The 4,156-nt window shown below is 41.5% G+C and carries 3 protein-coding genes; all 3 read right to left on the bottom strand.

The annotated features are described in order from the left end of the window. Window positions 1–342: 342 nt before the first annotated feature. From G596_RS0120135 to G596_RS24265, 3 genes are read right to left on the bottom strand one after another with little or no spacing between them, the layout of a single operon-like run. Window positions 343–1,662: an IS3 family transposase gene (locus tag G596_RS0120135; RefSeq protein WP_022763585.1), complete on the bottom strand. Its 1,320-nt coding sequence runs from the start codon at window positions 1,660–1,662 to the stop codon at window positions 343–345. A gap of 35 nt (window positions 1,663–1,697) precedes the next feature. Beyond that, window positions 1,698–2,153, bottom strand: a complete 456-nt coding sequence (locus G596_RS23240) for a hypothetical protein (RefSeq protein ID WP_022763584.1) — start codon at window positions 2,151–2,153, stop codon at window positions 1,698–1,700. Next, window positions 2,122–3,969 carry an IS3 family transposase gene (locus tag G596_RS24265; RefSeq protein WP_242829225.1) on the bottom strand — a complete coding sequence of 616 codons (1,848 nt, stop codon included), beginning with the start codon at window positions 3,967–3,969 and terminating at the stop codon, window positions 2,122–2,124. Before G596_RS24265 ends, G596_RS23240 begins: the two co-directional genes overlap by 32 nt. Window positions 3,970–4,156 lie beyond the last annotated feature (187 nt).

Genomic DNA, 4,156 nt, shown 5'->3' with positions numbered 1-4,156 from the left:
TAAACCGGTTCAAAAATCAAGGACTTTTTGTAGACAGATTTATGGAATTGGTGGAATCAAATTAGACAATTGATATACCAATTATGACAGATATGGAATTCCATAAGACAGTTATAAACTTTCAGTAGACAGCTTGTATTTTTGACAAACCGAAACAGGTATTTAACATATAGCCATGACAAATAAGCCAGAGGATTATCCGGCAATCAAAAAGCTGTACCGTCAGAGGGTGAGGTGAACTCGCATTAGCGATAAGCCAGGCCCTTACTGCCACGATACAGCCTTTTTCATTATACAGCTGTAGGGTGTTTTAAAGTATTAGATTTTAAAGAATATATAGATTTAGAACAGCTCGTTCATCAGGAATACATAGCTGAGTTCAGTATACCTTCTCCAGGCAAGCGGTTCCCTTAACTCCGAGAGTTTTTCTTCAGTAAGAGTCCTTATAAACTCAAGCGCACTCTTTGTTTTTTCAAGAACAGCCTGCATCTTTGCGATCTGGTTAGAGGCTGTTGTTTCCTTATCTTTCCACTTGTCTATAACTGCCTTCAGTATACGCTGGTCCCTTATTATCACTTTTTCAGGATTTACAAGTCGCTTTTCTTCACGTTTCTTTTTTGATGCCTCTCTGCGTGCTGCAGCCTCCTCGTCAGCATATCTACGTCTCACTTTCTTAAGGTCTCCACCTGTCATCATGACTGATGCCGGAACTCCGAAGTAGTTATCAAGAGGATATACTCCTGTTGTAGCATACTGACAGAATTCCTCCGGTGTAAGACCCGCCAGATCATACTGATAATGCTCTGAATTGTACGCTTTAAGATAGCCATCAACAAGCTGCTTGGCAGAAGAGAAATCCCGGCACATGGCAACCATGTCAAGGATAGCTGTCTTAAGCCTGCCAAAGAAACTTTCCATTGGTGCATTATCCTGTGAATTCCCTCTGGCAGATACTGACTGCACAAATCCATCATCATGTAACAGGTCTGTGAAGGATGTGGCAAGATACTGGCTTCCCTGGTCATGATGTACATAAACCTCATTCGCCTTCATGACTTCCGTAAGCTCATCTCCATGGTGCTGCATCATCAACCTGTAAGCCTCTTCCACAAGCCTTAGCGACATATATTTTCCTATGCTCCATCCAAGGTTCTCCCTGGTATAAGCATCCCTGAACACACACAGATAAAAAGGTGTCCTGTATTCGCCATAGTACAGATAGGTTATATCAGAAAGAATGACCCTTCTTGGTCCAATGAAGAAGTTCTGGTTTACTGCATTGGCAGGTGCAGCACACACATGGCTGTGCGAGGCCTGATGTTTATAAGCATCCTTATGGGGCATCTGTGCCTTTATGTTCATTTCCGCCATAAGCGCGGCTATCTTCTTGGTATTCACAGTCCTGCCAAATCTTCTGAAGAGTTCCACACGGAACGTTCTCTTCCCCGGAACAACTCCGTTTCTGGCAATGATGATCCTGCGCATGAGTTCCTTGATGGCATCACGTTCTGCTTTTTTCTCAGCCTGCTTTCCAAAGATGTCTTCCCTACGCCCTTTCCATGCATAATAACCCGAATCCGATACTCCGAACATGCGCAGACACTGGGATGTGTTATACCCACCAGAGCATGCTTTCTGCTTGTTTATAAACGAATCCACCATGACAAACCTGTCCGCATGTATTTCCTTTTCCTCTATCAGGTAAAGTACTCCTCCAATTCGGATCGGATTTTTTTTTGAGCCAGAAGCATTTCTTCAAGGTAATGATTACGTGCTATAAGATATGCACGTTCCTCTTCGGGAGTCAGATTTCCCATCTGCTCACGCGGCACTGAGCCATCGTAATTACTCTCATCTATGGTAAACAGCTTATTGTCCCTTGCCTTCTGCATGACACGTTTCCCCGCAGCATTGGCACGGTCTTCACCAAGGATGTTTGTATCAAATCCAAGAGCATTGTATGCCTGTACATAGGTCATTCCTTCATCATGGATCTTCTTATACAATGCTATGTCAAAGTCCTTGGAATAAAAGAGTCTGTCCTCCTTGAACCCTGTGACAAACTCATTATCAAGGAATGGGATTATCTTATCATCAGGTCTATCAGTCCCATCCTCATATTTATATTTCTTCGAGTGATCCACCAGCTTCATTGTTCAGTCCCCCAATACTTTTTTCTGTAAACTCCTTATAATTCTTTGCCGCCATGTGGGCATTCTCAGCAGACTTTGCCTTCATGTCTTCAAAACGCTTTTCTTCCCTTGCCAGATATTCAGAAAATTCTGCCTCACTCATTCCTTCCAGATATTTTTCATACTCTGCTGGAGTCATTCTTTCCCTGTCCCACATGCCTCTTTCATTATTGTAGTAAAAGCTGTATCTATCAATACATTCCTGCAATTCTTCCAGATTTTTGCATTCCTCATAATGGCACTCATCCTTAAAGTGACCAAAAAATGATTCCTGCATTGCATTATCCCAGCAGTTTCCACGCCTTGACATGGACTGCGTAAGTTCCTTTTCAACAACCGCAGCCTGAAAGGCATCAGTCATGTAGAGTATTCCCTGGTCTGAATGAAGAATTGCTCCGTTTTTAGCAGGATAGGAATCCATTGCTTCAAGTGTATCAAGCGCAAGCTGAAGATCATTGTTTTCGCTTACAATGAAACATATGAGTCTCCCGGTAACAGGATCAACAGAAGCAGATCCATAGGCACGTTTATCGTCTCCATAATCAAGATATGTTACATCTGTGAGCCTCACTTCGTTTGGTCTGTGAAGCCTGAATCTTCGCATTATAAGGTTAGCCTTTCGGTTCCTTTCGATAAGCTCTTTCATGGCTTTTCTGTTCCTGCTCGGATGTCGTATGTTTGTCCTTATACCGTATTTATTCATAAGTCTGCGAATGCGATACATACTGAAATACTGCCCAGTAACTCTTGGCATCAGCATATATATCTGACGTATACCTTTTTCAAAGTTCTTATAATCTATAACACTCCTAATAGCAGCTATGTCTTCTACATCCTGTGCAGCTTTTCTTATGCTTCCCATCCCATAATTCTCGTCATTTAAAAGTGCATAGAATCGACTCTTTGATATTTTCATTATTTCGAGGATCTTTTTACATGAATAGTATCCCCACGGATCCCGTGGCAGTTGAGATATCCATCTACAAACCCTTCTTTGATCATCGCGTTTCATCTGCCCGAATACCTTACCTATCCCATAAAGTCCTTCCTTCATTGACTTATGCATTTCCAGGGCACGCCTCCGCTGTATTACCAGGATGCTTTCATCTGCTGCAAAATCTGTGGTCTTGGTAGGTTCCCACATTTTCATGGCGGAATTTATCCTCATCTGACTTTCTTCATTTACCTGTTCTTCTTCAATTCCATAGATTTCAAAGACCTTTGACAGAGACACGGGCATAATACAGGCTTCATTATAGAAAGCATCGGTCAAATATACATTGCCACGGTTAACAAACTTAACATATGGATGCTCAATAAGGCTTACAGAATCTATATATTCATTACGCATCACCTTATGACCACTTTCTGATAAAAAGTGTTCTGCGGCAAGCTCTGAAGCAAACTCATTAGATAGTTTGCGAATCCTGGTACATCCTACATCCAGCGGGTCAAGCCCGACACAGCGCATCCCCTCCTCCACAGATATAGTCGGATACATTTTCTTTAAATGTTCCCTAAATTCAGGGACAATGCTAAGTCCCCGTCCTGTATTTGTCCTGAAAAAAAATCCTGAAATTACCAGCGGATTAGTTTCTGTGAACTCAGGATCTATTTCAGGTAAATACTGCTTTTGAAAGGGATAGCCTCCCAAATAGAAACCTCTGGATAAATCTTTGATTGTGTATTGAGAAAGGTCTTCTTCCAAAATCCCAACCTTTTCTAACACTTCTTTAAGGCATTCTGGAACTGGTTTGGTTTTCCACTTCTCAAACATTTTCACTTTAAACGCAAAAGTAAAATGAATAGTATTCCGGGTAACTTCCTCGACAACTGTATTATTTTTCAATTTTTCGATATTCATTTCCCTGAATATACTCATAGCAAAGCCTCCAATAAAAAAATACCCAGACAATGGGTATTTCAACTGTCATGTTGAAGTCCATCATCTGGGTATCAGTTTA

The organism is Butyrivibrio sp. AD3002 (genome assembly GCF_000420905.1).
Taxonomy (GTDB): Bacteria; Bacillota; Clostridia; order Lachnospirales; family Lachnospiraceae; genus Butyrivibrio.
This window is presented reverse-complemented; position numbering and strand designations above follow the sequence as displayed.

What these genes read in the sequence shown, in the direction of transcription:
- G596_RS24265 (WP_242829225.1), bottom strand. Translation starts at nt 3,969, where the DNA reads ATGTTTGAGAAGTGGAAAACCAAACCAGTTCCAGAATGCCTTAAAGAA.
- G596_RS23240 (WP_022763584.1), bottom strand. Translation starts at nt 2,153, where the DNA reads ATGAAGCTGGTGGATCACTCGAAGAAATATAAATATGAGGATGGGACT.
- G596_RS0120135 (WP_022763585.1), bottom strand. Translation starts at nt 1,662, where the DNA reads ATGGTGGATTCGTTTATAAACAAGCAGAAAGCATGCTCTGGTGGGTAT.